This window comes from Bradyrhizobium forestalis (assembly GCF_002795245.1).
In the GTDB taxonomy this organism is placed as follows: domain Bacteria; phylum Pseudomonadota; class Alphaproteobacteria; order Rhizobiales; family Xanthobacteraceae; genus Bradyrhizobium; species Bradyrhizobium forestalis.
Map to the genome: position 1 here is coordinate 1 of NZ_PGVG01000039.1, position 25502 is coordinate 25502.

At 64.7% G+C, this 25502-nt stretch carries 23 protein-coding genes; 13 read left to right on the plus strand and 10 right to left on the minus strand.

Translation table 11 applies throughout. The features are described 5' to 3' along the window. Positions 1–46 precede the first annotated feature (46 nt). The 3 genes from CVM73_RS31425 (at position 47) to CVM73_RS31435 (ending at position 2477) form a co-directional block, all read left to right on the plus strand. A complete protein-coding gene (locus tag CVM73_RS31425) occupies positions 47–514 on the plus strand; it encodes a PH domain-containing protein (protein WP_100235657.1) in 468 nt (155 codons plus the stop codon). Positions 515–528: 14 nt separating this feature from the next. Further along, positions 529–1296 (plus strand): bifunctional 2-polyprenyl-6-hydroxyphenol methylase/3-demethylubiquinol 3-O-methyltransferase UbiG, encoded by a 768-nt coding sequence (gene ubiG / locus CVM73_RS31430; RefSeq protein WP_167407160.1) that lies wholly within the window; start codon positions 529–531, stop codon positions 1294–1296. Positions 1297–1577: 281 nt separating this feature from the next. After that, complete coding sequence (locus CVM73_RS31435; RefSeq protein WP_100235658.1) at positions 1578–2477, plus strand: EamA family transporter; 900 nt, start codon at positions 1578–1580, stop codon at positions 2475–2477. Here the strand turns inward: CVM73_RS31435 and CVM73_RS31440 are convergent. Genes CVM73_RS31440 through CVM73_RS31455 form a run of 4 tightly spaced genes read right to left on the minus strand, consistent with a single transcriptional unit; the run spans position 2474 to position 4948 of the window. Next, positions 2474–2956: a DUF1178 family protein gene (locus CVM73_RS31440; protein WP_100235659.1), complete on the minus strand. Its 483-nt coding sequence runs from the start codon at positions 2954–2956 to the stop codon at positions 2474–2476. The two genes, CVM73_RS31435 and CVM73_RS31440, sit on opposite strands and share 4 nt — an antisense overlap. Next, positions 2953–3831 carry a carbon-nitrogen hydrolase family protein gene (locus CVM73_RS31445; RefSeq protein WP_100235660.1) on the minus strand — a complete coding sequence of 293 codons (879 nt, stop codon included), beginning with the start codon at positions 3829–3831 and terminating at the stop codon, positions 2953–2955. The genes CVM73_RS31440 and CVM73_RS31445 overlap by 4 nt, the downstream gene beginning before the upstream one ends. Further along, positions 3828–4103, minus strand: a complete 276-nt coding sequence (gene grxC, locus CVM73_RS31450; RefSeq protein WP_100235661.1) for a glutaredoxin 3 — start codon at positions 4101–4103, stop codon at positions 3828–3830. Before grxC ends, CVM73_RS31445 begins: the two co-directional genes overlap by 4 nt. Positions 4104–4150: 47 nt before the next feature. Continuing rightward, positions 4151–4948 (minus strand): ComF family protein, encoded by a 798-nt coding sequence (locus CVM73_RS31455; protein WP_100235662.1) that lies wholly within the window; start codon positions 4946–4948, stop codon positions 4151–4153. A gap of 196 nt (positions 4949–5144) precedes the next feature. Between CVM73_RS31455 and CVM73_RS31460 the strand changes: the two genes are divergently transcribed. Continuing rightward, positions 5145–6014 carry a methyltransferase domain-containing protein gene (locus CVM73_RS31460; RefSeq protein ID WP_167407168.1) on the plus strand — a complete coding sequence of 290 codons (870 nt, stop codon included), beginning with the start codon at positions 5145–5147 and terminating at the stop codon, positions 6012–6014. A 133-nt stretch (positions 6015–6147) separates the two neighbouring features. Here CVM73_RS31460 and CVM73_RS31465 read toward each other — a convergent pair whose 3' ends face one another. Further along, the gene (locus CVM73_RS31465; RefSeq protein ID WP_100235664.1) at positions 6148–6558 is read right to left on the minus strand and encodes a (deoxy)nucleoside triphosphate pyrophosphohydrolase; all 411 of its coding nucleotides are present in this window, start codon (positions 6556–6558) and stop codon (positions 6148–6150) included. Between the two features lie 138 nt (positions 6559–6696). On the opposite strand from CVM73_RS31465, the gene CVM73_RS31470 reads away from it, so the two are divergent. Further along, positions 6697–8022: a TadE/TadG family type IV pilus assembly protein gene (locus CVM73_RS31470; RefSeq protein WP_100235665.1), complete on the plus strand. Its 1326-nt coding sequence runs from the start codon at positions 6697–6699 to the stop codon at positions 8020–8022. Between the two features lie 212 nt (positions 8023–8234). Here CVM73_RS31470 and argJ read toward each other — a convergent pair whose 3' ends face one another. Both argJ and CVM73_RS31480 read right to left on the minus strand, forming a co-directional pair. Then, on the minus strand, positions 8235–9476 hold the full coding sequence (argJ, locus tag CVM73_RS31475) for a bifunctional glutamate N-acetyltransferase/amino-acid acetyltransferase ArgJ (protein WP_100235666.1): 1242 nt from the start codon (positions 9474–9476) through the stop codon (positions 8235–8237). A gap of 130 nt (positions 9477–9606) precedes the next feature. Next, positions 9607–10527, minus strand: coding sequence for a peptidylprolyl isomerase (locus CVM73_RS31480; RefSeq protein WP_100235667.1), 921 nt, complete (start codon positions 10525–10527; stop codon positions 9607–9609). 354 nt (positions 10528–10881) lie between these two features. On the opposite strand from CVM73_RS31480, the gene secA reads away from it, so the two are divergent. Then, positions 10882–13722 (plus strand): preprotein translocase subunit SecA, encoded by a 2841-nt coding sequence (secA, locus tag CVM73_RS31485; RefSeq protein ID WP_100235668.1) that lies wholly within the window; start codon positions 10882–10884, stop codon positions 13720–13722. 361 nt (positions 13723–14083) lie between these two features. Here the strand turns inward: secA and CVM73_RS31490 are convergent, their stop codons facing one another. Next, positions 14084–14527 carry a MarR family winged helix-turn-helix transcriptional regulator gene (locus CVM73_RS31490; protein ID WP_100235669.1) on the minus strand — a complete coding sequence of 148 codons (444 nt, stop codon included), beginning with the start codon at positions 14525–14527 and terminating at the stop codon, positions 14084–14086. Between the two features lie 179 nt (positions 14528–14706). Between CVM73_RS31490 and CVM73_RS31495 the strand changes: the two genes are divergently transcribed. The 7 genes from CVM73_RS31495 (at position 14707) to CVM73_RS31525 (ending at position 22252) form a co-directional block, all read left to right on the plus strand. Beyond that, on the plus strand, positions 14707–15891 hold the full coding sequence (locus tag CVM73_RS31495) for a substrate-binding domain-containing protein (protein WP_167407161.1): 1185 nt from the start codon (positions 14707–14709) through the stop codon (positions 15889–15891). 165 nt (positions 15892–16056) lie between these two features. After that, positions 16057–17571, plus strand: a complete 1515-nt coding sequence (locus CVM73_RS31500; protein WP_100235670.1) for an amidase — start codon at positions 16057–16059, stop codon at positions 17569–17571. 36 nt (positions 17572–17607) lie between these two features. After that, entirely contained in the window at positions 17608–18465 is an 858-nt protein-coding gene (locus CVM73_RS31505) for a branched-chain amino acid ABC transporter permease (protein WP_100235671.1), read from the plus strand. 4 nt (positions 18466–18469) lie between these two features. Then, positions 18470–19687, plus strand: a complete 1218-nt coding sequence (locus CVM73_RS31510; protein WP_100235672.1) for a substrate-binding protein — start codon at positions 18470–18472, stop codon at positions 19685–19687. A gap of 64 nt (positions 19688–19751) precedes the next feature. After that, complete coding sequence (locus CVM73_RS31515; RefSeq protein ID WP_100235673.1) at positions 19752–20843, plus strand: branched-chain amino acid ABC transporter permease; 1092 nt, start codon at positions 19752–19754, stop codon at positions 20841–20843. Continuing rightward, positions 20830–21564 (plus strand): ABC transporter ATP-binding protein, encoded by a 735-nt coding sequence (locus CVM73_RS31520; protein ID WP_100235674.1) that lies wholly within the window; start codon positions 20830–20832, stop codon positions 21562–21564. Before CVM73_RS31515 ends, CVM73_RS31520 begins: the two co-directional genes overlap by 14 nt. Then, positions 21557–22252, plus strand: coding sequence for a branched-chain amino acid ABC transporter ATP-binding protein (locus tag CVM73_RS31525; protein WP_100235675.1), 696 nt, complete (start codon positions 21557–21559; stop codon positions 22250–22252). The genes CVM73_RS31520 and CVM73_RS31525 overlap by 8 nt, the downstream gene beginning before the upstream one ends. Positions 22253–22376: 124 nt before the next feature. On the opposite strand, the gene CVM73_RS31530 is transcribed toward CVM73_RS31525, so the two are convergent. Continuing rightward, the gene (locus tag CVM73_RS31530; protein WP_245452485.1) at positions 22377–23909 is read right to left on the minus strand and encodes a L,D-transpeptidase family protein; all 1533 of its coding nucleotides are present in this window, start codon (positions 23907–23909) and stop codon (positions 22377–22379) included. Between the two features lie 525 nt (positions 23910–24434). Continuing rightward, entirely contained in the window at positions 24435–25397 is a 963-nt protein-coding gene (locus CVM73_RS31535; RefSeq protein ID WP_100235677.1) for an acetyl-CoA carboxylase carboxyltransferase subunit alpha, read from the minus strand. Between the last annotated feature and the right edge of the window lie 105 nt (positions 25398–25502).

The window sequence follows — 25502 nt, forward strand, 5'->3', positions numbered from 1 at the left end:
GGTTCCTGCGGGGGCAGGGCGCGGGGGTAGTGGGTTAACCGAGGTCATGGCGCGCTATATCGACGAGATCCTGCAACCGGGCGAGCGGGTGCTGTATTCGACCAATGCGCACTGGATCTTCTACTTTCCGGCCATTGTGGCCTGGATCGTGGCGCTGGCGCTTTTCATCCTGTCGCGGCAGGCCACGGCCGACGGGCTCGTTTTGCTTTGCCTCGTTGCCGCTGGTCTCGTGGCTCTGGCGGCCTTGTACTGGACCATCAAGGGCTGGTTCCATCGCTTCACCACCGAGACCGACGTCACCAACCTCAGGGTCGTGCACAAGACCGGTTTCATCAAGCGCCGAACCTTCGAGATGGCGCTGGACAAGGTCGAAAGCGTCGATGTCGACCAGACCATTCTTGGACGTATTCTCAACTACGGCGACGTGACGATTCGCGGCGTCGGCGAGGGGATCGAGACGATCAAGACGATCGCCTCGCCGCTCGCTTTCCGTAGTTCGATCACCACGCGGTAGGACCGCGCGTAACCATGAGCATGCAGCAAAATACTTCCCTCTCCGCCCAGCCGGGCTCGACCGTCGACGCCGCCGAGATCGCGAAATTTTCAAAGCTCTCGGCGGAGTGGTGGGACCCCAAGGGCAAGATGGCGCCGCTGCACCGGATCAACCCGCTGCGGCTCGGCTACATCCGCGACGCCGCCTGCCGCAAGTTCGAGCGCAACGTCCGCAGCCTCAATTGCCTCGGGTCCTTGCGCGTGCTCGACATCGGCTGCGGCGCCGGCCTGCTCTGTGAGCCGTTGTCGCGCCTGGGGGCTCAAGTCATCGGCATCGATCCCTCGGTGAGCAACATCGCCGCGGCGAAGTTGCATGCCGACAAGAGCCATCTGGCGATCGACTATCGCTGCTCCACGGTGGAGGAGATCGACCCGCGCGAGCGCTTCGACATCGTGCTGGCGATGGAGGTGGTCGAGCACGTCACCGACGTCGGCGTCTTCCTGAAGCGCTGCGCCTCGATGCTGAAGCCGAACGGCCTGATGGTGGTCTCGACGCTGAACCGCAACTGGAAGAGCTTCGCCCTCGCCATCGTCGGTGCCGAATACGTGCTGCGCTGGCTGCCGCGCGGCACCCACGAATGGAACAAGTTCGTCACCCCCGACGAGTTGACCAAGTATCTGCTCGACAACCGCCTCGTCATCACCGAGCAGACCGGCGTCGTCTACTCACCCTTCGCCGACAAATGGTCGCTCTCGTCAGATATGGACGTGAACTACATGGTGGTGGCGGAAGCGATGGTGTGAGGGGGCGGATATGGCACGAGCCGTTCCTCCAAGAACGCTGTCGTCCCTGCGAACGCAGGGACCCATACCGCGGAATCTATCGGTGGCGAAGGGTGTTGGATGCGCGGGTTGACGGTCTTCGCATAACTGCTCCCTGGGGTTATGGGTCCCTGCGTTCGTAGGGACGACAGCGGAGTTTGTTGCGAGAGCATCGCACCCATGACATCCGCGTGATTGACCTCCTCCGTCGGCAGCGGCAGGTTGGCTGCAATCTTCAGCCCTCGCTTCCCAATCCACTCCCCATGTTCACCATCGCCAGCCTCTGGATTCCCTTCACCATCATTGCTGCGCTCGGCCAAGTCGTGCGCAATGCGATGCAGCGGTCGTTGACGAAGCCGCTGGGGACCTGGGGCGCGACCAATATCCGCTTCCTGTTCGGCTTTCCATTCTCGCTGCTGTTCTTGGGGCTGGTGCTGCTCGCGACCGGCGATCATCTCAGCATGCCGCCGACTGTGTTCTGGCCGTGGCTGCTATTGGGCGCGCTCAGCCAGATCGTCGCCACGGGCCTGATGCTGCTTGCGATGAACGACCGCTCGTTCGTGGTGACGACGGCTTACCTGAAGACCGAGGCGATTCAGACCGCGATCTTCGGCTTCGTCTTCCTCGGCGATCACCTGACCTGGCTGAAGGTGCTTGCGATCGTGATCGCCACCATCGGCGTCGTCATCACTGCACTCCGGCCGGGCGGCGAGAAGAGCTTTGCGGAATTGAAGCCGACCATCACCGGTCTCGTCGCCGCGGCGGCCTTCGCGCTCTCTGCGGTGGGATTCCGCGGCGCCATCATCAATGTGCCCGGCGTATCCTTCGTGACCTCAGCATCGTTCACGCTGGTGCTCGGCCTGTTCGTGCAGACGCTGGTGCTGACCATCTACCTGCTCTGGCGCGCGCCAGACGTGTTGCGAGGAATCCTCGGACTGTGGCGGCCGTCGATGCTCGCGGGCTTCACCGGCGCCTTCGCCTCGCAGTTCTGGTTCCTTGCGTTCGCGCTGACGGCGGCGGCCAATGTCCGCACGCTGGCCCTGATCGAGGTGCTGTTCGCGCAAGCCGTCGCCTACTACTCGTTCAAGCAGCCGATCGCGCCGCGCGAGCTTGCAGGCATTGCGCTGATCGTGGTCGGCGTGGCGGTGCTGGTGGGGGCCTAGTTCCGGTCTTCCGGCAGCGTCGGCAGCGGCGAGACCTCGATGCCTTCGTCGATCAGCGATTTCGCCTCTTCCGGCGAGGCCTCGCCGTAGATCGGACGGTGCTCCTTGTCGCCGTAGTGCATGGCGCGGGCTTCGTTGGGAAAACGGTCGCCGACATTGTCGGCGTTCTTGACGATGTGATCGCGCAATTCCTTCAGCTTGGCGCGCAGCTCGCGCTCCTGCGCCATCAGCAGCGAGGTCGGTCCGGACGGCGCAGTCTCGGGCGCAGACGTGGCGGTCGCTGTGGGCTCCGGCGGCGGCGTCGCGCGCCCCTTCTTGCCGACGATGCGCGGCGCCATGATCGCCTTGTCGACCTTGGCCGAGCCGCAGATCGGGCAGGTCACGAGCTTGCGCTTCACCTGCGAATCATAGGCCGACGAACTCTGAAACCAGCTCTCGAAGGCGTGGTTGCGGTCGCAGTGCAGTGCGTAGCGGATCATGCTGATCCCCGCACGAGGTGCAAATGGTCCGGTCCTGCCTTGGGATCGGAGACGCCGAAACGGCGGCCGTGCTGGAGCGAGGGAATCGCACGGCGCGCCGTCTCAACCTTGGCCGGGTCAATCTTGGCCATGATGATGCCGGGCTCAACATCGCCCTCAGCGAGGATCTCGCCCCAGGGATCGATGATCAGCGAGTGGCCATAGGTCTCGCGCTTGTTCTCGTGCAGGCCGGCCTGGGCTGCTGCGAAGACGAAGCAGCCGGTCTCGATCGCGCGTGCACGCAGCAGCACGTGCCAATGCGCTTCCCCGGTCTTGCGGGTGAAGGCCGACGGCACCGTGATGAAAGAGGCGCCGCTCTCGGCGAGCGCACGGTACAGCGCCGGGAAGCGTACGTCGTAGCAGATCGTTAAGCCCACGCGGCCCCAGGGCAGATCCGAGATCACGGCGGTCTCGCCCGGCTGGTAATTGGCGGATTCGCGATAGCTCTCGCCGTCCGGCAGCTCGATGTCGAACATGTGGATCTTGTCGTAGCTCGCGAGCACATTGCCCTCGGGCCCGATCAGGAAGGAGCGGTTGACCGCCTTCTCCGGCGAGAAGCGCAGCGCCAGCGAGCCGACGTGGAGGTGAATCTTCAGCTCCGCCGCGAGCGCCCGGTAGGCCGTCAGCGAGGTGTCGTCCTCTTCGCTCTGCAGATGCTCGAACAATGCCTTGCGGTTCAGCTGCATCATGTTGCTGACTTCGGGCGTCTGCACGTAGTCGGCGCCATTGGCCGCAGCCTGCCGGATCAGCCGCGTTGCCTGTTCGAGGCTCGGGCCGGGCATCAGGCCGGTGCGCATTTGCACCATGGCGGCGGTGAAGGTGCGATTCTCGCTCATGACACTGCCTTGATGCTTTCGAGCATGCCGTCGAGCTTGCCGTCGCGATCGAGCGCATAGAGCTCGTCGCAGCCGCCGACATGGGTGCCGCCGATCCAGATCTGCGGGAACGTCGAGCCTTGGCCGGCGCGGCCGTACATGTCCTGGCGCCAGGACGGGTTCTTGGCGATATCGAATTCGGTGAAGGTCGCCTTCTTCCGGGTCAGCAGCGACTTGGCGGCGGAACAATAGCCGCAGCCCGGCCGGGTGTAGATCTCGACAGCAGCAGTCATCTCGTCTGGCGCTCTCATGTCATGAATTCATTGAATTATATGGGACTTCACCTGATCTCCACAACCCGGGCGAACACCAGCACGTCGACCTGGGCTGCCTTGGCGCGCAGCAGGGCGCGCGCGCAGGCATCCAATGTCGCACCTGAGGTCAGCACGTCGTCAATCAGGACGACGCGGCGGCCCTGGACCTCGGCTTGACGGTCGGGAGATACCTGGAATGCGCCCTGCACATTGGTGGCGCGCTGGGCCCGCGACAGGCCGATCTGCTGCTCGGTGGCACGGACCCGCCGCAGCACGTCGCCCCGCGCCCGGACCCCGCTCTGCCGTTCGATGATGCGCGCCAGCGCTCCGGACTGGTTGTAGCGGCGCCGCCAGGCCCGCCGCCATTGCAGGGGCACCGGCACCAGCATGTCGGCACCCGTCAGCAGCTCGCCGCCGGCGCGCGCCATCCAGCGGCCCATGGCCGGCGCCAGATCGGTGCGGTCCTGGTACTTCAGCGCATGGACCAGCGTGCGCGCCACATCGTCGTAACGTACCGCTGCGCGGGCGCGCTGGTAGGCCGGCGGGCTCGCGATCGCCTCCATCGACAGCATGTCGGGGCCGGGGTCATAAACGAAGGGGATGCCGAGCCGCGGGCAGTAGGGCCGTTCAATGAACGACAGCCGCGCCCAGCACGAAGCGCAAACGCCCTCGCCGTCCACCGGCTCGTGACAGGATACGCACTGTGTCGGCAGTGCGATGTCGAGCGCGAGCCGTGCTGCGCGCGACAGCACGCGGCGGCCAGCCGTCCACGCGGCCCGCAGCGGTGCGGCGATGGAACGGGTGGGGGCAGTGTCGGCTTCCATGAGAAGAGGCTAGCGTTCAGTGCTTATCGGCTCAAGCCGCAACTCTCGTGCCCCGGACGCAGCGCGCCGCGTAGCGGTTCGCTGCTGAGCCGGGGCCCAGAGAGCCGCATGCGCAGATGCCTGGGTCCCGGCTCTGCGCAGCAGCGCAAGAGCGCTGCAGCGCGTCCGGGACACGAGAGTGATTGCCATGGCCGGCATGATCGGCGTAACCAGCGGCATGGCCCAGAACCCACAAACCCCGCCCGCCTTGTTCGATCGTGCCTTGCTGCGCGCACGGCAGCGGCGTGCGCAGGCGCAAGGTGCCGTGAGCTTCCTGCTCGATCGGGTCGCCGAGGACATGTCAGACCGGCTGGCCGCAGTGATGCGTGAGTTTCACGCGCCGGCTGATCTCTGGACGCCCGGCGAAGGTCTCAACATCCTACACGCGCGGCTTCCATCGATCGCGCGCATCGCGATTGATGCGGCCGGCGCGGAAAAATTGCCTGTCGCGCCTGAGAGCCTCGACCTCGTCGTCTCGGCGCTGGCGCTGCAATTCGTCAACGATCTGCCGGGCGTGTTGGCGCAGATCCGCCGGGCACTGAAGCCGGACGGGCTGCTGCTCGCCGCGATGATCGGCGGCGACAGCCTGACCGAGCTGCGGCAGGCCTTTGCAGCAGCGGAAGCCGAATGCGAGGGCGGCGTGTCGCCGCGCGTGGCGCCGGTCGCCGATTTGCGCGACATCGGCGCGCTGTTGCAACGGGCCGGCTTCGCGCTGCCGGTGACCGACGTCGACCGCGTCGTGGTGCGCTATGGCAACGCGTTCGCGTTGATGCAGGATCTCCGCCGCATGGGCGCGACCAATGTGCTGATCGAGCGGCGGCGCACGCCGACGCGCCGCGCGACGCTGCTGCGGATGGCTGAAATCTATGCCGAGCGCTTTGCCGATGCCGACGGTCGCATCCGTGCGACCTTCGACATTATCTGGCTCTCCGGCTGGGCGCCGCATGCGAGCCAGCAGCAGCCGCTGAAGCCAGGGTCGGCCAAGGCGAGCCTGGCGGAGGCGGTGAAGAAGGCGGGGAAGGAGTAGTCTGTGTCCCGGACGCGCTGCAGCGTTCTTACGCTGCTGCGCTGAGCCGGGACCCAGTCTGCCGCTAGCGTGGGCCCCGGCTCAGCGGCGCACCGCTGAAGAAGCGCTGCGCCGCGTCCGGGGCAAGGCATCGTCACATCAGCAGATCGATCAAATGCGGGATCAGCGGAATGTCCGCGGGCGGCATCGGATAGTCGCGCAGCTTGTTGGCGCGGACCCAGGCGAGGCTCTGGCCCTCGCGCGGCGTGACCAGGCCTTCCCAGCGCCGGCAGATGTAGAGCGGCATCAGCAGGTGAAAGGTCTCGTAACCGTAGCTGGCGAAGGTCAGCGGCGCGAGGCACGGCTCGGCGACGGTGATGCCGAGCTCCTCGTGGAGCTCGCGGATCAGGCTCTGCTCCGGCCGCTCGCCCATTTCGAGCTTGCCGCCCGGGAATTCCCACAGGCCCGCCAGCGCCTTGCCCTCGGGGCGCTGCGCGATCAGGACGCGCTTGTCGGCGTCGACCAGCGCGCAGGCCACCACCAGTGTCAGTTTGAGATCGGCCATGCGTGTCTGTCGCTCGCTGAAGATCGTGCGCAACGGTTTGTTAACCCCGTTGTCGCCAGTGTTTCTACGGTCTCCATAAGTCATATTTAATCCGCGGTTCCTAGAGTGGGAACTCCTTAAACCACTCCAGGCCGATCCATGCGCGCTGCGTTTTCCATCATTCTCCGCCGCTTCGTCCACGACCGGCGTGGCAATATCGCGGTGATTTTCGCACTCGCCTGCGTCCCCCTGATCAGCGCGATCGGTTGCGCCATCGATTATTCGCGCGCGACGCTGACCCGGTCCAAGCTTCAGGCTGCGGCCGATGCCGCCAGTGTCGGCTCGATCGCCAAGGCTTCGCCGGCCTTCAAGGCCGCCGGCAACATGACTGCGGACGGCTCGATTTCGGTCGGCGTCACAGATGCCGAGAACATCTTCAATGCCAACCGCGCCAATCTGACCGGTTACACGCTGACCAGCCTCGCGCCGACCGTGGTCAAGTCCGGCTCGACCGTCACCTCGACGGTTTCGTTCACCGCAACCATGAACACCATGTTTCTCGGCCTGATCGGCAAGTCCGCGCTGACGTTGAGTGGCACGTCGAAGGCGACGGCCAGCATGCCGCTCTATATCGACTTCTATCTGCTGCTCGACAATTCGCCGTCGATGGGCGTCGGTGCGACGCCGACCGACGTGCAGACCATGGTCAACAACACCTCGGACAAGTGCGCTTTCGCCTGCCACGATCTCAAGAACACGAACAACTACTACGACCTTGCCAAGAAGCTCGGCGTGACGACGCGGATCGACGTGCTTCGGAGCGCGACGGCGTCGCTGATGGAGACCGCGAGCCTGACTGAAACCTATTCAAACCAGTTCAGAATGGCGATCTATGATTTCGGCGGCTCCGCAAGCACGCTCGGCCTGCGCAGTCTGTTCTCGTTGTCGGCCTCTCTCTCCAGCGCCAAGACGGCGGCCGGCAAGATCGACCTGATGTCGGTGAACGGGCAGAACGAGAATAACGATCAGGACACGGCATTCACCGCGGTAATTCCTGCGATCGACAAGGAGATCAGTTCACCCGGAGGCGGCACGTCGTCCAGTCCGCTCAAATATCTATTCTTCGTGTCCGATGGGGTCGCTGACGAGAGCAACACCGGATGCCTGAAACCGCTCTCGGGCACCACGCGTTGCCAGTCGCCGCTCAACCCTGCGCTTTGCAAGAAGATAACGGATCGGGGCGTCAAGATCGCCGTGCTGTACACGACGTACCTCGCACTGCCCACCAACGCCTGGTACATGAAATGGATCGATCCGTTCAATAAAGGTCCGTATGGACCTTCGCCGAACAGCGAGATCGCAAAGAACATGCAGAGCTGCGCTTCGCCCGGGCTGTATTTCGAGGTCAGTCCGACGCAAGGCATCGCGGACGCCATGAACGCGCTGTTCAGGAAGGCGGTCGCCGACGCGCGCATCTCGGGGTGAGCTGGTAACGACCTTCGTTCCCCGTCACCCTGAGGTGGCCGCTTCTTCAGCGGCCCTCGAAGGGCGACGGCCCGGCTCGTTCCGCGCGGTGGCAGCGGTGGCCGTGCATCCTTCGAGGCTCGCCCCGCGTCGCATTTGCGCCACGTGTCTCGCGCCTCCAGCGACAATGGCTTCGCCATTGCGCGGGGATGGCGGGGAGGGAGTAGCAAAAGCTACGACCTGTAATCCCCGTTGATCGCGACGTATTCCTTGGTGAGGTCGCAGGTCATGACGCGGTCGCGGCCTTTGCCGAGGCCGAGCGAGACCTTGATCGCGATCTCCGGCGCCTTCATCGCCTCCGATACCTGCGCTTCGTCATAGTCGGGGTCGCGCGCGCCGCTCCTGGCGACGCGGATGCCGTTGAACGAGATCGAAAGCTTGTCGCGATCGGCCGGCTCGCCGGCCTTGCCGACCGCCATCACCACGCGGCCCCAATTGGCGTCCTCGCCGGCGATCGCGGTCTTGACCAGCGGCGAGTTCGCGATCGACATCGCGATCTTGCGCGCCGAGGCCTTGGTCTTGGCGCCCTCGACGGTGATCTCGACCAGCTTGCGCGCGCCTTCGCCGTCACGGGCCACCTGCTCGGCGAGGTTCGCAAGCACCTGGTTGAAAGCTTTGACGAAGGCCTTCAGGCGTGGATCGCTGGCGCGGCCGATCTTTGGTGCGCCGTGCTCGGCCGCAGCGCCGGTCGCGAAGGCCAGCAACGTGTCCGATGTCGACGTATCGCCGTCGATCGTCACCGCGTTGAACGTGTCCTCGACGCCGCTCTTGAGCAGGGCCTGCAGCGCGGCGGGCGCGATCGGTGCGTCGGTGAAGATGAAGGACAGCATGGTCGCCATGTCGGGGGCGATCATGCCGGCGCCCTTGGCCATGCCGTTGATGGTGACCTTGGCCTTGCCGAGCTTGACGGTGGCGGTCGCGACCTTCGGGAACGTGTCGGTGGTCATGATCGCCTTGGCCGCGGCGAGATAATCGCCGGGCTCGGCAGCTTCGGCGAGGCGGCCGAGCACGCCGTCGAACTTGGTCGCGTCCAGCGGCTCGCCGATCACGCCGGGCGAGGCCAGGAAGATCTCGCTCTCGCTGCAGCCGACCGCCTTGGCCGCGATCTTCGCGGTCAGCGCGGTGGAGGCGCGGCCGGTCTTGCCGGTGAAGGCATTGGCATTGCCGGAATTGACCACGAGCGCGCGCGCCTTGCCGCCCTTCAGCTTGGCGCGGCACCATTCAACCGGGGCTGAGGGACATTTCGACTTGGTGAAGACGCCGGCGACCGCGGTGCCCTTGTCCATCACCGCCAGCAGCACGTCGGTGCGGTTCTTGTAGCGGATGCCGGCTTCGGCCGTCGCAAGGCGGACGCCCGCGATCACGGGCATGTCGGGAACGGTTTTCGGAGCGAGCGGGGAGACGGCTGAGGACATCGCGGGGCGCCTTCGTGGGATCTGGACAAGCAGATGCCCGGCCCCATCATGCGAAGACGCGCTTCGCGCTTAGGGCCGGGCATCACGAAGGTTTAGATACTCTTGGCGTCACCGAAGTGACAGCGAATTCTTACTTCTTCGCCGGCGGGGCCATCTTGCTGTCGGACGGCTTCGCATCGGACTTGGCGTCCTTGGAGGCATCCGCCGCCGGCTGGTCCAGCCGCTCGACCTTGGCTTCGGTGCGCAGCTTGGCGACATACTCGGCCTGGGCCTTGCGGGTCACGTATTGCTCGATCTGGGCCTTGACCTGCTCGAAATCGGGCGCCTTGCGGTTGCGCTTTTCCTCGACCTTGATGATGTGCCAGCCGAACTGCGACTTCACGGGATCGGAGATCTTGCCGGGCTCGAGCGCAAAAGCGACGGCCGAGAACTCCGGCACCATCTGCTCCTTGGTGAAGAAGCCGAGGTCGCCGCCATCGGCGGAGCCGGGGTCCTTGGACTTCTTCTTGGCGAGCTCGGCGAAATCGGCGCCCTTGTCGAGCTCGGCCTTCACCGCCTTGGCCTCGTCCTCGGTCTCGACCAGGATGTGGCGGGCACGCCCCTCCTGCTCGCCGGTGATCTGCTTGGAGGCCTCTTCATAGACCTTCTTCATGGCGTCCGGCGTGGTGGCGGCCTTGCCCTCATTGGCGAGCAGGCTGTCCATCAGAAGCCGGTTGCGGGCGAACGCCAGGCGCTTCTTGAACTCCTCGCTGTCGGCGAGCTTCTTGTCTTCGGCAGCCTTGCTGACGATCTTCATGTCGATCAGGAAGGACAGGACGTTCTCGTCCTTGGTCGCCGGGTCCATCTGGGCGAGGCTCGGCCCGAGTTCCTCCTCGGCCATGGTGACGTCGCTCTTCTTGATCTCCGCGCCATTGACCTTCGCCAGCACCGGATCATCGGCGGCCCGGAGCGGGCCCGCGAACGCCAGGGACAGCGCCAGAGCGAGGCTGCCAGCCAGGGCGGACGCATGGCGAAAGCGCTGGCCGGTGGTTACCGGGAACGAGGTGGTCATGGAAAATCCTTATGTTGAAGCAGGGGGCTGCTCGAGCGGGGCGGACACTCGCCCAATTCAGGGGGGCTTGGCAACGCGAAAAGTCTGTCAAAATGATGAATTAGCCGCAATGCGCCCGCCGTTGACAAGGCCCTGACCGGGCCATATCTCTGCCCGGTCGCGACCATGGCGATGGCGTTTATTTTGCTGCGTTTTTGGCCGTTGAACCCAGACTTGCCCAATTCCCACCCATATGGCGGATGATCCCCGCAGTCCGGGCTCTGACGCCGCGAAGCGTCACGGTGAGTTGAATAGGCAAGCGGGTGACAACTTCTTGGCTGCAACGCGGTTAAATCGCGAACACAGGAACTAGGCATGATCGGCGCGCTCGCCCGCAAGTTTTTCGGCTCCGCCAACGACCGGCGGGTGAAGGGATATCAGTCCCGCGTCAACGCGATCAACGCGCTGGAGCCAGAGGTCTCGAAGCTCTCCGACGAGGCGCTCAAGGCCCGCACCGCGGAATTCAGGCAGCAGCTTGCGAACGGCAAGACGCTCGACGACCTCCTCGTCCCCGCCTTCGCCACCGTGCGCGAGGCGGCCAAGCGCACGCTCGGCCAGCGCCATTTCGACGTTCAGCTGATCGGCGGCATGGTGCTGCACGAGGGCGACATCGCCGAGATGAAGACCGGCGAAGGCAAGACGCTGGTCGCAACGCTCGCGGTCTACCTCAACGCGCTCGCCGGCAAGGGCGTGCACGTCGTCACCGTCAACGACTATCTCGCCCGCCGCGACTCCGGCTGGATGGGCCAGATCTACGGCTTCCTCGGCATGACCACCGGCGTGATTGTGCACGGCCTCGACGATGCCGAGCGCAAGGCTGCCTATGCCTGCGACATCACCTACGGCACCAACAACGAATACGGTTTCGACTATCTTCGCGACAACATGAAGTACCGGCTCGAGGACATGGTCCAGCGGCCGCACTTCTTCGCCATCGTCGACGAGGTCGACTCCATCCTGATCGACGAAGCGCGCACGCCGCTGATCATCTCCGGTCCGCTCGACGACCGCTCCGATTTCTACAACACCATCGACGGCTTCCTGCCCAAGCTCGACAAGTCCGACTACGAGGTCGACGAGAAGCAGCGCACGGTGACGCTGACCGAAGCCGGCATGGAGAAGATCGAGACGCTGCTGCGCGATGCCGGCCAGCTCAAGGGCGAGTCGCTCTACGACGTCGAGAACGTCTCCGTCGTGCATCACATCAATCAGGCGCTGCGCGCCCACACGCTGTTCACGCGCGACAAGGACTACATCGTCCGCGACAACGAGGTCGTCATCATCGACGAGTTCACGGGACGCATGATGCCGGGCCGCCGTTATTCGGAAGGCCTGCACCAGGCGCTGGAGGCCAAGGAGCACGTCCAGGTTCAGCCCGAGAACCAGACGCTGGCCTCGATCACCTTCCAGAACTACTTCCGCATGTACGAGAAGCTGGCGGGCATGACCGGCACCGCCGCGACCGAAGCGGACGAATTGTTCGACATCTACAAGCTCGAGGTCGTGGAGATCCCGACCAACCTGCCGATCGCCCGTCTCGACGAGGACGACGAGGTCTATCGCACCCAGAAGGAAAAATATCAGGCCATCCTCGCCGAGATCGAGCGTGCCAATGCGCGGCTGCAGCCGGTGCTGGTCGGCACCGCCTCGATCGAGAAATCGGAAGTGCTGGCCGAATTCCTCAAGAAGAACGGCTACAAGCAGATCGACTTCGGCAAGGAGAGCGCGCTGGACAAGCTCTATGCCGCCGCCCGTGCCGGCAAGCCGGCCAAGCTGTTCGCGGTGCTGAATGCGCGCTTCCACGAGCAGGAAGCCTATATCGTCGCCGAAGCCGGCGTGCCCGGCGCGATCACGATCGCCACCAACATGGCCGGCCGCGGCACCGACATCAAGCTCGGCGGCTCGCTAGAGATGCGCATCCAGCAGGAGACTGCCGGGATCACCGATGAAGCCGAGAAGGCGACGAAGATCGAGCAGATCAAGGCCGACATCGAGCATTTCCGCGACATCGTGCTGAAGGCCGAGGAGACCGTCGAGGTCGAGCCGGCGAAGGGATCCAAGCCCGCCAAGACCGTGAACAAGCCCGGCGGCCTCTACATCATCGGCTCCGAGCGTCACGAATCCCGCCGTATCGACAACCAGCTGCGCGGCCGTTCCGGCCGTCAGGGCGACCCCGGCCGCTCGAAATTCTTCCTGTCGCTGGAAGACGACCTGATGCGCATCTTCGGCTCGGACCGCCTCGACAGCATGCTTCAGCGTCTCGGCCTGCAAGAGGGCGAGGCCATCATCCATCCCTGGATCAACAAGGCGCTGGAGAAGGCGCAGCAGAAGGTCGAGGCGCGCAACTTCGACATCCGCAAGAACCTCCTCAAGTTCGACAACGTCCAGAACGACCAGCGCAAGGTGATCTTCGATCAGCGCGTCGAACTGATGAAGGACGAGAGCGTCGCCGAGACCGTCGCCGACATGCGCCACGCCTTCATCGACGACCTCGTCGTCAAGCACGTGCCCGAGCATGCCTATGCCGAGCAGTGGGACGTCGCCGGGCTCAAGGACGAGTTGAAGCGCGTGCTCGATCTCGACCTGCCGGTCGACGAATGGGCCAGGGAAGAGGGCATCGCCGACGAGGAGCTGCTGACGCGCATCGAGACCAAGGCCGACGAGCACATGGCCGCCAAGGTCGCGCAATGGGGCCCCGACGTGATGCGTTACGTCGAGAAGACCATCCTCTTGCAGACGCTCGACCATCTCTGGCGCGAGCACCTGATCATGCTCGACCATCTGCGCCAGGTCATCGGCCTGCGCGGCTACGGCCAGCGCGATCCCCTGCAGGAATACAAGACCGAAGCGTTCAATCTCTTCCAGGAGATGAGTGCCCATCTGCGCGAGGCCGTCACGGCGCAGCTGATGCGCGTCGAGATCGTCCCGCCAGAGCAGGAAGCCCCCATCCTGCCGGCGATGGAAGCGCACAAGTTCGACCCGAACACCGGCGAGGACGAAATGGCGCTCGCCAGCGTCACGCTGGCCCCGCAGCACACCGACGCGGCATTGCGCGATCCGAAGAACCCGGCCAGCTGGGGCAAGGTCGGCCGCAACGAGGATTGCCCGTGCGGTAGCGGCAAGAAGTACAAGCACTGCCACGGTCGGTACGCGTAGCGGCCAGTTTCGCTGCCGTGCGCGTGTGAGGCGCGATTCTCGCGCCTCATCATCCGCTGTCGTCGCCGGGCTCGACCGGGCGACCCAGTACGCCGCGGCTCCTCGGCTCAATCACATCCGCCTCTGGAATACTGGATCGCCCGATTAAATCGGGCGATGACAGTTGTGTGTGGCGCGAGACTTTCCAAGCCGTCGTCCCTGCGAACGCAGGGACCCATACCGCGGAATCTATCGACGGCGCGTGGTCGTCGTACCGCGCGAGAACGGGTAACGACCAGTCTTCGCCAAACGTCTTCCTGTGGTTATGGATCCCGGATCTGCGCGCGCTTGTCCGGGGCGACGTGTTGAGAGAGTGCGCAGCTCAATTCGAGCTGTCGATCAAGCTCTCCAGCAGCCGCTTCAATTCGCTCGTCGACTTGTCGCCGTAGCTTTCCAGGATGTGCTCCTCCTGGTCCACCGCGAGCGAGTTGAGCTTCTTGCACAGCACCTTGCCGCGGTCGGAGATGAACATCAGCACCTTGCGGCGATCGTTCGGGTCCTGCACGCGATAGACCAGCGTATCGGAGACCATGCGGTCGATCATCTTGGTCAGCGTCGGATGATTGAGCAGCACCGCGTCCGCAAGCTCGCCCATCGAATGGCCGTTGCCATCCGACAGCACTTTCAAGATGCGCCATTGCTCGACCGGCACGCCCTCCTTGCTCAACCGCAGTTCGAGCTGCCGGTTGATCTCCCGGTTGGCTTGCGCGAGCAGGTAGGCGAGGTGTTCGGTGATCGGGGAGTTTTCTTTCGGCGGTTTTGCCACGGCTAAGACTTCGTCTTGACCCAATTGAGTGAATGTCTTGCAATCAATGCTGCATCTATATGCACTTCAATTCTTGAATATTCAATATTTTCAAAATAGGATCATTGCCCAACAAAAGGGCGGAAGCCGCGGCCGCCTGCTCAATGTGCTTTCAGGTCTGGTCCCAGACAGGAGTTGGCGTGCGCGCGACGGTAAACTTCCCGGCTCACGGCGGCCCGGCGTTGCCGCCGTCTTTGCTGTTCAGGAATTTGTCGTCATCGGCGGCGGATTTCGACCTGTCTCCGGTCGATGCGCATTTCATGAAGCGGCGCGGCGCGCGCAACAAGCTGCGCATCGGCAATTTCCTCACCTTCACCGGCTCGCCCGGGATCTGGGGCCCGACCTCCACCAACAGCGCGATGCTGGCGGTCGCCGAGATCAACAAGCGCGGCGGCATTCTGGGTCGCGAGCTCGAGCTGTCGATCTACGATTCCGGCGGCCCGATCGACGAGGTGGTGCGCCGCGCCGAGCAGGCGATCGCTTTCGACGAGGTCGACCTCATCATGGGCTCGCATATCAGCGCGGTCCGGGTCGCGCTGCGCAAGGTCACCGGCAATCGCATCCCCTATATCTACACCCCGGTCTATGAAGGCGGCGAGCGCACGCCGGGCGTCATGGCGATCGGCGAGACGCCGCGCTGGCAGAGCCGGCCGTCGATCCATTGGCTGGCGGAGGTCAAGAAGGCCGCGCGCTGGTACCTGATCGGCAGCGATTACGTCTGGCCCTGGCAGTCGCATCGCGCGGTGAAGCGCTACATCAAGGAGGCGGGCGGCCAGGTCGTCGGCGAGGAGTTCGTCCCGGTCGGCGAGGACAATCACGAGCCGCATCTGGCGCGCATCCGCGCCGCCAAGCCGGACGTGGTGCTGATCTCGCTGATCGGCACCGACAGCATCACCTTCAACCGCGCCTTCGCGGAAGCGGGGCTTGCCCCCTCGACGCTGCGGCTTGCCGGTGCGATGGACGAGACCGTGCTGCTCGGTATCGGCGCCGACAACACCGAGAATCTGTTCTGCGCCTCCGGCTACTTCAACGGCCTGGTCTCGCGTGCCAATGACGAGTTCCTCAGTGCCTATCATTCCATGTTCGGTGCCAACGCGCCGCCGGTCGGCTCCGTCGGCCAGTCGAACTATGAGGGGCTGCGCTTCCTGGAGGCCGTGGCCAACCGCGCCGGCTCGCTGGCCTTTCGTCCGCTGCTGAAGGCCGCCCGCAACACCGTCTACTCGGCGGGCCGCGGTCCCGTGACGCTTCGCGATGGCCGCGCCGAGATGCCGATGTATCTCGCTGAAGCCGACGGTCTCGACTTCAGGATCATCAAAACGCTCTGAGGGACGGCTGCCGACACGCCGCACCGATCGCGCGAAATAATACTTGAAAAGGAAAATATTTCCGTCTCTAGTAACGACACGAAGCCGATTGGCCCGCGCCGCGCAGGCGCGAGCGAGAGGCTTCCGTTCAACGCCAGGGATCAAGAAGCCTTCAAGGAGAGCGCCGTGACAGTTGTCCTTCCAACGCCCGCCCAACTTCGCAGCGTCGCCGAGCAGTGCGGCCTTTCGCTGTCCGACGACGACGTCGCCTCGTTCCGCGGCCTGATGCAAGGCTCGATCGAAGCCTACAATCTCGTTGCCGCGATGCCGGATGAGGTGCCGGAGGTGAAATATCCGCGCACGCCGGGCTATCGGCCCTCGGCCGAAGAGAACCCGCGCAATGCCTGGTATCGCAAGTCGACCGTGAAAGGCGCCGCCAGCGGCAAGCTCAAGGGCAAGACCGTCGCGCTCAAGGACAACATCATGCTGGCCGGCGTGCCCATGACCAACGGCTCGTCGACGCTGGAAGGCTATGTGCCCGATTTCGACGCCACCATCGTCACGCGCATGCTGGACGCCGGCGCAGAGATCGCCGGCAAAACCCATTGCGAGCACTTCTGCCTGTCCGGCGGCAGCCACACCGGCTCCTACGGGCCGGTGCACAATCCGCACAAGATGGGTTACTCGGCCGGCGGCTCGTCGTCGGGATCGGGCGTCGTGGTCGCGCTCGGCGAGGTCGACATGGCGATCGGCGGCGATCAGGGCGGCTCGATCCGCATGCCGTCCTCGTTCTGCGGCATCTACGGCATGAAGCCGACCTGGGGCCTCGTGCCCTATACCGGGATCATGCCGATCGAGATCTATGTCGACCATACCGGTCCGATGACCGCGACGGTCGCCGACAATGCGCTGCTGCTCGAAGTGCTCGCCGGCGACGACGGCTACGATTCGCGCATCAAGGCGCCGAAGGTCGAGGAATACACCAAGGCGCTCGGCCAGGGCGTCAAGGGCATGAAGATCGGCATCCTCAAGGAAGGTTTTGAGCAGCCGGTCGCAGAGGCCGCGGTGAATGAAAGCGTGCGCGAGGCCGCCAAGCGCTTTAGGGATCTGGGTGCCACGGTTGAGACCGTCTCGATCCCGATGCACCTGCTGGGCGGCGCGATCTGGACCCCGATCGGCACCGAAGGCCTGACCCAGACCATGATGTTCGGCGACGGCTACGGCCTCAGCCGCGGCGATCTCTATTCGACCTCGCTGATGGATTTCCATCGCGGCTGGCGCCGGCAGGCCGATTCGCTGTCCGAGACCACGAAGCTGTTCATGATGCTGGGCACCTACATCAACAACAATTTCGGTCCACGCTTCTACGGCAAGGCGCTCAACATCTCGCGCCGGCTGACTGCGGCCTACGACAAGGCACTCGAGGATTACGATCTGCTCTTGCTGCCGACGACGCCGATGAAGGCGACCAAGCTGCCGGAGCCCAATGCCAGCCGCGAGGAATACGTTGCTCGCGCGCTCGAGATGATCTCCAACACCGCGCCGTTCGACATCACGCATCATCCCGCGATGTCGCTGCCCTGCGGCATGGTCGACGGCCTGCCGGTCGGCCTGATGCTGGTCGGCCGCATGTTCGAGGAATCCACCATCTACCGCGCCGCGCACGCCTTCGAGCAGATCGGCGACTGGAAGAAGATGTGAGAGGTCGACCGATGCAGGCGGGGTGGATCGCAACGCATGGCTAACGCGTTCGTCGCGGCGTTCGAGATCCTGAGCTTCGGCGCGATCATCGTCCTGATCGTGCTGGGGCTCGGGATCATCGCCAGCATGATGGGCATCTTCAACTTCGCGCAGGGCGAGTTCGTCCTGCTCGGGGCCTACATCACCTATCTCGCCTATGCCAAGGGAATGCCGATCTGGGCCGGCATGGTCGCGGCGCCCTTCGTCGTCGGCGCGCTCGGCTTCGTGCTGGAGGCGCTGATCATCCGAAGATTCTACGCCGCACCGATCGTCGCCATGCTCGGCACCTATGCGCTCGGCCTGATCATCCGCGAATCCGTGCGCGGCCTGATCGGCGGCTTCTATCTCACCGTGCCGGAGCCGATCGGCGGCTCGATCGACATTGGCGCCATGCACATCTCGGCCTGGCGCTTCACCATCATCGTCATCACCCTGCTGGTGATGGGCGGCTGCTATCTGCTGCTGTCGCGCACGAGCTTCGGCCTGCGCGTCCGCGCGACGCTGGAAAATCCGTCGCTGGCGCGCGCTTCGGGCATCTCGACGCCGCTGATCTACGGCGCCACCTTTGCCTTCGGTGCCGCGCTCGCCGGCCTTGCCGGCGCGCTGATCGTGCCGGTGTTCAGCCTGTTCGCCGATCTCGGCCTGCGCTTCCTGATCCAGGGTTTTGTCGCGGTCATGGTCGGTGGCGTCGGCTCCTTCATCGGTCCGGTCGCTGGCGCCGGCGTCATCGGCACGCTCAGCGCCGCGCTGCCCTGGGTGATGGCGCCCGTCGTCGCCGACGTGCTCGTCTTCGTTCTCGCCATTGTCTTCATCAAATTCCGCCCGCAGGGCCTCATCGCTGGAAAAGGGGTTTAGTCACATGTTCGATCGCACTCAGCTTTCACGGCGCCGCTTCCTGTCCAATTTCGCTTTCGCGTCCGGCGCAGTCGCAACCGGTGTCGGCAGCTGGGTGATCCCGGCGCCCTGGGCCAATGCGGCCGAGGCCCCGATCAAGGTCGGCATCGCCACCGACCTCACCGGCCCGATCGCCTATGCCGGCAATGCCGACGCCAACGTCGCCAAGATGGTGATCAAGGAGATCAACGCGGCCGGCGGCCTGCTCGGCCGTCCGCTCGAGCTCTACATCGAGGATACCGCGTCCAACGAATCCGTGGCCGTTGGCAACGTGCGAAAACTGATTCAGCGCGACAAGGTCGACATGGTGCTGGGCGGCATCACCTCGTCGATGCGCAACGCGATCAAGGACCCGATCGTGGCGCGCGGCAAGACGCTCTACATCTATCCGCAGCTCTATGAAGGCAAGGAGTGCACGCCCTATCTGTTCTGCACCGGCCCGACGCCGGCGCAACAGTGCGATGAGTTCATCCCCTGGCTGATCAAGAACGGCGGCAAGAAGTTCGCGCTGCCGAGCGCGAACTATGTCTGGCCGCACACGCTCAACGTCTATGCCCGCAAGGTGATCGAATCCAATGGCGGCGAGGTCGTGTTCGAGGAATACTACCCGCTCGACCAGGTCGACTTTTCCGCGACCGTCAACCGCATCGTCTCCAACAAGGTCGACGTCGTCTTCAACACCGTCATTCCGCCGGGCGTCGGCCCGTTCTTCAAGCAGCTCTATGAAGCCGGCTTCCTCAAGAACGGCGGGCGGCTCGCCTGCGTCTACTATGACGAGAACACGCTCAACATCAATCAGGCCGCGGAGATCGAGGGCCTCGCCAGCTGCCTCGACTATTTCAAGGTGCTGACCAAGGAGAACCCGTTCGACGCAAAAATCCAGGCGGCCTATGAGAAGGATTTTCCGGGCAACTTCCTGTTCGCCGCCGGCAGCGCCGCGACCGGCACCTATCGCGGCCTGAAGCTGTGGGAAGCCGCAGTGAAGGAAGCCGGCAAGATCGACCGCGAGTCGGTGGCGGCCGCGCTCGACCATGCCAAGATCGCCGAAGGTCCCGGCGGCCCCGCCGAGATGGTCCCGGGCAAGCGGCACTGCAAGATGAAGATGTACACCGCCGTCGCCAAGGGCGGCAATTACGAGATCGTCGCACGCAGCAACGGCCTCGTCGATCCCAAGGAATGCTGAATCCTCACCTCTCCCCGACGGGGAGAGGTGAAGCGAACCGACCCTCTCGATGCCTCAACTCGGAATGCTGAAATCTATGGGTGCAGCTAAGCAAGCCGTCCAGGTCGAAGTCGGGGACGAGATGGACGTTCCGGTCATCGATCACGCGCCGGCAGAACGAGGGACGGCACGAAAAATCCTGCCGATCGTCGAGGGCGTCGTGCTGGTCGCGGCGCTGCTCGCGCCGCTGGTGCTGCAGGACTATCTGACCGTGTTCGCGACCCGCGTGATCATCCTCGCGCTGTTCGCGCTGTCGTTCGACCTGGTCTGGGGCTATGCCGGCATCATGAGCTTTGGCCAGGCCCTGTTCTTCGGCTCGGCCGGCTATGGCGTGGCACTGCTCGCGCGCGACCTCGACATCACCAACATTGTCCTGGTGCTGCCAGCGGGCACGCTGATCGGCCTCACCTTCGCACTCTTGCTCGGCGGCTTCCTGCTGCTGGGCCGGCATCCCTCCAGCGTGATCTTTGTCTCGCTCGGCACGCTCACCGGCTCCTACGCCGCCGACCGCCTCGCGCGCGGCTGGTATTATCTCGGCGGCCAGAACGGCATTCCCTCGATCGCACCGATGTCGCTCGGTACTTACGAATTCACGGAAGGCCCCGCCTTCTACTATCTCGTGCTCGGCATTCTCGTGGTGGTTTACCTGCTCTGCCGCTTCCTGGTGCGCTCGCAATTCGGCCTCGCGCTCGCCGGCCTGCGCGAGAACGAGCAGCGCATCGCCTTCTTCGGCTACAAGGCGCAGCACCTGAAAGCGATCATCTTCACCATCGGCGGCGCCGTCGCCGGCCTTGCCGGCAGCCTCTACGCGTTCCACGAAGGTTTCGTCTGGCCCAACATGGTCGGCGTCGTGGTCTCCACGCAGGTCGTGCTCTACGTGCTGTTCGGCGGCTCCGGCACGCTGATCGGCGCCGTCATCGGCACTGTCATCGTCGAGGGCGTCAGCTTCTGGCTGTCGGACAATTATCGCGACGTCTGGCCGATCATTTTGGGCTTGCTGCTGCTGCTCGTGATCCTGTTCCGGCCGCTCGGCCTGATCAGTTTTGTCCTCGGCGAGCGTGAACGCGTCGGCAGCTTCGGTGCGAAACCGAAGGAGAAGCGCAATGCCGCTCCTTGAAGCCGCCGGCATCAAGAAGGTCTTCGGCAAGCTCACCGCGCTCGATGGCGCGGCACTCACCGTCGGCGAGAACGAGTTTCATGGCCTGATCGGCCCGAACGGCTCCGGCAAGAGCACGCTGATGAAGTGCATCGCCGGTGCCGAGGTGCCGACGCAAGGAAAGGTCTCCTTCGTCAACGCCGACATTACCGCATTCACGCCGACCGAGCGGGCGCGGGCCGGCATGAGCCTGAAATTCCAGATCACATCCGTGCTGCCGTCGCTGACGCTCTACGACAACATCCTGCTGGCGCTACAGGCGCAGTGCTCGCTGCTCGACCTCGTATTCTCGCGCACGCGGGGTGCGCTGCACGACCAGGTCATGACCATGCTGACGCAGTTCCGCCTCGCGAACCGCGCCTTCGATGCGGCCGCGGCGCTGTCGCATGGCCAGCAGCAATGGCTGGAAATCGCGATGGCGCTGGCGGGCAAGCCGAAGCTGTTGCTGCTCGACGAGCCCACCGGCGGCATGAGCCTGGAGGAACGCCGCGTCACCGGTGAGTTGCTGCAGCCGATCAAAAAGCACTGTTCGCTCGTCATCGTCGAGCACGACCTCGATTTCATCCGCGACATCTGCGATCGCCTCACCGTGCTCGACCAGGGCAAGGTGTTGGCATCGGGCACGGTGTCCGAGATCCAGGCCAACACATCCGTCCAGGAGATCTATCTGCGCCGTGCCTGAATTTTTGGACATCAAGCATCTCGACGCCGGCTATGGCCGCAGCCAGGTCCTGTTCGACGTCAGCCTCGGCATCCCCTGGCGCGGCGGCGTCGCCGTGCTCGGCCGCAACGGCGCCGGCAAGACCACGTTGATGAAGACCATCGTCGGCGAGCTGCCGGCGTGGAAGGGCGAGGTCGCCTTCGACGGCCGCGACATCAGCCGCCGCGCCACCCAGGAGCGCGTCCGCGCCGGCATCGGCTACGTGCCGCAGGAGCATTCGGTGTTCGCGCGCCTGTCGGTCCGCGACAATCTCGCCGTCGGCTCGCTCGCAGCTAAGGATGCCTCCGCGATCGACCGCGTGCTGACCATCTTCCCCAAACTCGGCCAGCGCCTCGATCAGCCCGCCGGCACCCTCTCCGGCGGCGAGCGCAAGATGCTCGCCATCGGCCGCGCCATGCTGGGCGATCCCAAGCTGCTGCTGCTGGACGAGCCGACCGAAGGCGTCTGGATCGGCGTCATCGAGGAGATCACCGAACGCCTGATCGAGCTCGCCAAGACCATCGCCGTGATCATCGTCGAGCAGCACCTCGATTTGGCGCTGCGCGTTGCCGACTACGCCTATGTGCTGGATCGCGGCCGCGTCGCGCTGCAGGGCGCGGCGGGTGAGGTGAGGGGCAACCCGGAGCTGATGCGGTATCTGGCGCCGTAGGGCGCCGAAGCGCATCGCTGTCGCCCCGAACTCACCTGTCATGCCCCGGCTTGACCGGGGCATCCAGGGCCGATCAAGTCGGGCGATGACAGCAGAGTGTGGGGTGAGAGCGAAAGTCGTCGGCTTACTTCATCGCCCCGAAGCGGCTGTCGAACGAGTTCGACGAGACCACAGGTGCGGCACCCGCCATTTGGCCGCTCTCACCGGCGCCATCCGACACCGACGGCTTCAACGCCGGGCGGGTCTGGGCGAGGCGGGTGTCGGGCTGCGGCTTCGGCGGCTCAGCCGGCTTGGCGGCAGCGACAGCCGGTTTCGGCGTATCCTTCGCGGCGTCCTTGGACTTGTCATGGCCCGGCACGAAGCGAGTCACTGCGGCCTTGAGCCTCGACGCTGCCGTGGGCGGCGTCGTGGACGTCTGGGCCGGCGCCACGGACGCGGTCGCCTGCGGCGCAGGCGTGGCGGTCGCCGTGGTGTCGGCGGTGCCGAGGCCCATCTTGCGGCCGAGATTGGAGAAGAAGCCGCCTTGAGATTTCTCTTGCGACTTCTCGCTCGGAGCGGCCGACGCGACGCGCGTGTTGGCGGCGGGCGCGCTGGCCGCGACAACCCGCTCTTCCTGCGGCGCAGGCGCGGACGCCACCGCGTCGAGATTCGGCTTGGGCGGATTGACGTGTCCGGGGATCGTGCCGGGTGCCTTCGCCATCGCCAGCATCTGCAGCGTGGTGCCTTCGGCGCCTTCGGACAGGCCGGTCGAGCCTTCCGGAATCTTGGCGGCGAACACCTTGTTCATGCCGCCGTCGATGCCGGTGTTCATGCGCGCCACCGGCGTGCCCTTGGCGACGAGCTTGGCGTAGACGGTCTCGTCCTGCTGCTGCTTCTCGCGCACGGCGCTGGCGATGTCCTCGGGGATCACATAGGCCGGGCATTTTGCCGAGGCGTCGAATACCGGATCGCGCTTGGCGTCGGCCGGCTTCGTTGCGTCGAACACGTACTTCTTCTCGCAGAAATCGACCTTCGGCTCCTGCCGCGTCACCTCGAAATGATCATAGCCTTCCTTGATCATCTTCCAGAACGGCATGTTCGGATTGTTCCGGTGCTTGGCCATGTTCACCGGCGTCATCTTGAACGGATAGGCCTGCAGCTGAAACGCCTTCTGCCCGCCGAAGAAGGATTCGCGTCCGAGCGAATAAATCTCCGCGATCTGCTCGTCGGTCATCGCGTAACAGCCGCGCGACGAACAATCGCCATGCACCATCAGCTGCGAGCCGGTGCGGCCCAAAGCCTTGTCAAACGCGTTCGGATAACCCGTGTTGAACGAGAGGTAATAGGCCGACTGCGGATTCATCTGGCTCGGATTGATCGAGTAGAATCCCTCCGGCGCCTGACGGTCGCCTTCGCGCACCTTGGGGCCGAGGTCACCGGACCAGCGGCAGATCGGATAGGTCTTGAGCAGCGCGAACTGGCCCGAGCGGGTCTGCTTCCAGACCTCGAGCTCGGCCTCCTGCTTGAACAGGCGGACCAGGATCGGCGATTGCAGGTCCATGTCCTTCTCGGCCATCGCGGCGATCAGCTTCGGCGGCACCGGCTGGTTGGCCTTGGCGTTGGTCGCGAGCGAGACCTGATCGGTGTCGCAGCCGGCGAGCAGAACGCCGGCCGTCATCAGCGCAACCGAAGCCAAGAGCGCGCGAGCAAGCGAACGAGAAATCAAGATGGACCCCACACCGTGCCGGGCAGCGAGCGCGAACCCCAATTCGTTTGGCGCATGATCCGACCGGAAAACCGGACCCGTCATGACGGGCTTTTTCAGCTCACGCCCCAGCGCTTATGCCCTGAAGCCATTGATTAAAATTCTAACCTCTGGGTCATGTGGTCGCAACCCGAGCGGGGATCACGAGGGCGTTGGCCCAGTGGCATGGTCAACGAAGACTAAATGGACGCGACTTGGGACGGAACTTGGGCTTTTGGGCCCCATCGGGACTCAGATCGCCGATTTGGGCAAAAAAAGGGTTAATGCGGGGTTACCGGGGGGCCGTCTCGTGCCCCGGACGCAGCGCAGCGCCCCTTTGGCGGTGCGCTGCTGAGCCGGGGCCCAGGCTGCGAGCGAGCTGTGCGGCCCCCTGGATCCCGGCTCTGCGGAGCGTCACTTCGTGCCGCACCGGGTCCGGGACACGAAAACCCGCCGGAATCAGCCCAGTTTCCGGCCGATATCGAGGAATTTCTGCCGCCGCTGCTTACGGATCGCATCCCCGTCCAGGCCGCGGAGCTCGTCGAAGGCTTTGGCGATGGCCTCGCCCGTGGTGGCGATCATGGCGGCGGGGTCGCGATGGGCGCCGCCGACCGGCTCCTTCAGGATGGCGTCTATCACCCCGAAGCGGAGCATGTCCTGGGCGGTGATCTTCATGTTGTTGGCGGCTTCCTGCGCCTTGGTGCCGTCGCGCCAGAGGATGGAGGACGCCGCTTCCGGCGAGATCACGCTGTAGATGGCGTGCTCGAGCATCAACACCTTGTTGGCGGTGGTGATGGCGATGGCGCCGCCCGACATGCCCTCGCCGGTGATGATGGCGACGTTCGGCACAGTCAGCGCCAGGCAGGCATCGGTCGAGCGCGCGATCGCCTCGGCTTGTCCCCGCTCTTCCGCGCCGATGCCGGGATAGGCGCCGGCGGAATCGGCGAGCGACAGCACCGGCAGGCCGAACCGCTCGGCCATCTCCATCAGCCGCACGCATTTGCGATAGCCTTCGGGCCGCGCCATGCCGAAATTGTGCCGAATCCGGCTCTCGGTGGAATCGCCCTTTTCCTGGCCCATCACGCAGATCGGCTCGCCGCGGAAGCGGCCGAAACCGGCGACCAGCGCCTCGTCCTCGCCGAACTTGCGGTCGCCGGCGAGCGGGGTGAACTCGGTGATCAGGCCCTTGATGAAGTCGTTGAAGTGCGGCCGCTGCGGATGCCGCGCCACCAGCGTCTTCTGCCACGGCGTCAGGTTCGTATAGAGGTCGGCCAGCGCCTGCGCCGCCTTGTCCTCGATCCGCCCGACCTCGTCGCTGATATCGGTGCCGGAGGCCGCGAGCGCCCGCAATTCGTCGACCTTGGAGTCGAGCTCGGCGACGGGCTTTTCGAAGTCGAGATAGCTGCGCATCTGGTCTTGCATCAACTCAATATAGGGGGACGGGGTGAAGCGGCGAAGCGGATTTGGGTGGGTGGAAAGAGTGTAGCTTCTCCAATGGGTTGACTTGTGCGCTGCGAGCGAGCCCGC

Coding starts and splice junctions, on each gene's coding strand:
- argJ (WP_100235666.1), bottom strand. CDS start 9,476: ATGTCCTCAGCCGTCTCCCCGCTCGCTCCGAAAACCGTTCCCGACATG.
- grxC (WP_100235661.1), bottom strand. CDS start 4,103: ATGACTGCTGCTGTCGAGATCTACACCCGGCCGGGCTGCGGCTATTGT.
- CVM73_RS31440 (WP_100235659.1), bottom strand. CDS start 2,956: ATGATCCGCTACGCACTGCACTGCGACCGCAACCACGCCTTCGAGAGC.
- CVM73_RS31460 (WP_167407168.1), top strand. CDS start 5,145: ATGATCGGCGTAACCAGCGGCATGGCCCAGAACCCACAAACCCCGCCC.
- CVM73_RS31470 (WP_100235665.1), top strand. CDS start 6,697: ATGCGCGCTGCGTTTTCCATCATTCTCCGCCGCTTCGTCCACGACCGG.
- CVM73_RS31480 (WP_100235667.1), bottom strand. CDS start 10,527: ATGACCACCTCGTTCCCGGTAACCACCGGCCAGCGCTTTCGCCATGCG.
- CVM73_RS31435 (WP_100235658.1), top strand. CDS start 1,578: ATGTTCACCATCGCCAGCCTCTGGATTCCCTTCACCATCATTGCTGCG.
- CVM73_RS31465 (WP_100235664.1), bottom strand. CDS start 6,558: ATGGCCGATCTCAAACTGACACTGGTGGTGGCCTGCGCGCTGGTCGAC.
- CVM73_RS31505 (WP_100235671.1), top strand. CDS start 17,608: ATGGCTAACGCGTTCGTCGCGGCGTTCGAGATCCTGAGCTTCGGCGCG.
- CVM73_RS31510 (WP_100235672.1), top strand. CDS start 18,470: ATGTTCGATCGCACTCAGCTTTCACGGCGCCGCTTCCTGTCCAATTTC.
- CVM73_RS31445 (WP_100235660.1), bottom strand. CDS start 3,831: ATGAGCGAGAATCGCACCTTCACCGCCGCCATGGTGCAAATGCGCACC.
- secA (WP_100235668.1), top strand. CDS start 10,882: ATGATCGGCGCGCTCGCCCGCAAGTTTTTCGGCTCCGCCAACGACCGG.
- CVM73_RS31425 (WP_100235657.1), top strand. CDS start 47: ATGGCGCGCTATATCGACGAGATCCTGCAACCGGGCGAGCGGGTGCTG.
- CVM73_RS31520 (WP_100235674.1), top strand. CDS start 20,830: ATGCCGCTCCTTGAAGCCGCCGGCATCAAGAAGGTCTTCGGCAAGCTC.
- CVM73_RS31515 (WP_100235673.1), top strand. CDS start 19,752: ATGCTGAAATCTATGGGTGCAGCTAAGCAAGCCGTCCAGGTCGAAGTC.
- CVM73_RS31535 (WP_100235677.1), bottom strand. CDS start 25,397: ATGCAAGACCAGATGCGCAGCTATCTCGACTTCGAAAAGCCCGTCGCC.
- CVM73_RS31530 (WP_245452485.1), bottom strand. CDS start 23,909: ATGACGGCCGGCGTTCTGCTCGCCGGCTGCGACACCGATCAGGTCTCG.
- ubiG (WP_167407160.1), top strand. CDS start 529: ATGAGCATGCAGCAAAATACTTCCCTCTCCGCCCAGCCGGGCTCGACC.
- CVM73_RS31455 (WP_100235662.1), bottom strand. CDS start 4,948: ATGGAAGCCGACACTGCCCCCACCCGTTCCATCGCCGCACCGCTGCGG.